Consider the following 729-nt stretch of genomic DNA (forward strand, 5'->3'; position numbering starts at 1 on the left):
TAGGCGCTTTCCAGCATGGCCAGGCATTCACGCGCACGTGCCTGCGCGATGTCGTTGGCGGTCTGGGAGATTTCGCGGAGATCGCGGATCGCCAGATCGACGGCGCTCAGCAGATCGATTTCACACTCATCGGCCTGGGGGGCCGCTACGCGCATGGGGAATGGGATTACTACACTCACTGGGACGCCCGCTCTTCACGATTGCAACGCTCGAATCACTCGCGACTCATTTGGCCTGCGAATGGTTAAGCCAATCGGTAGGAAGCAACGGATCTGACGTAAAACTGTCGCGCCGCGGTCAATCCTGCCAGCGCACCGGCGGGATCAGACCGACGGACGGGTCATCGCCGGGGTCATCTGATGGCTGGATCGTGGGCGCTTCGCCCTGGCCGGGCGTCGCATCGATAATCATGGCCGGCGACGGAAGCTGTGGAACAGCCATGCTCTGCTGCCCGCGCCGATAGGACTCGAATTCGAGCTGTTTGGCGAAATGCCGGAAAAGGTCAGCCGCGTATTTGCGCTGCTCGGGGCTGGAAGCCGAGGCGATCTGGAAGATCAGTTCGTCGGACAGTTCCGACGTGGTCGCATCGGTGAGGTCTTCGAGAACGCTCATTACAATGGCTCAGCCTATGAAGCTCTGAGCCTGCACGAGTGTGGTTGATATCGCGTTGTTCGTCACAACAATCGGGAGCGCGTGCATAAGCATCACTAATGACGCCCTAATTTACAC

Annotated in this window: 1 protein-coding gene; it reads right to left on the minus strand. The window is 59.4% G+C overall.

What is annotated here, in order from left to right; all coding sequences use genetic code 11:
- Positions 1-297 precede the first annotated feature (297 nt).
- Positions 298-612, minus strand: a complete 315-nt coding sequence (locus tag AC1DU6_RS33920) for a hypothetical protein (RefSeq protein WP_439090938.1) — start codon at positions 610-612, stop codon at positions 298-300.
- Positions 613-729: the final 117 nt, after the last annotated feature.

The sequence above is a fragment of the Roseateles sp. P5_B10 genome (assembly GCF_056400485.1).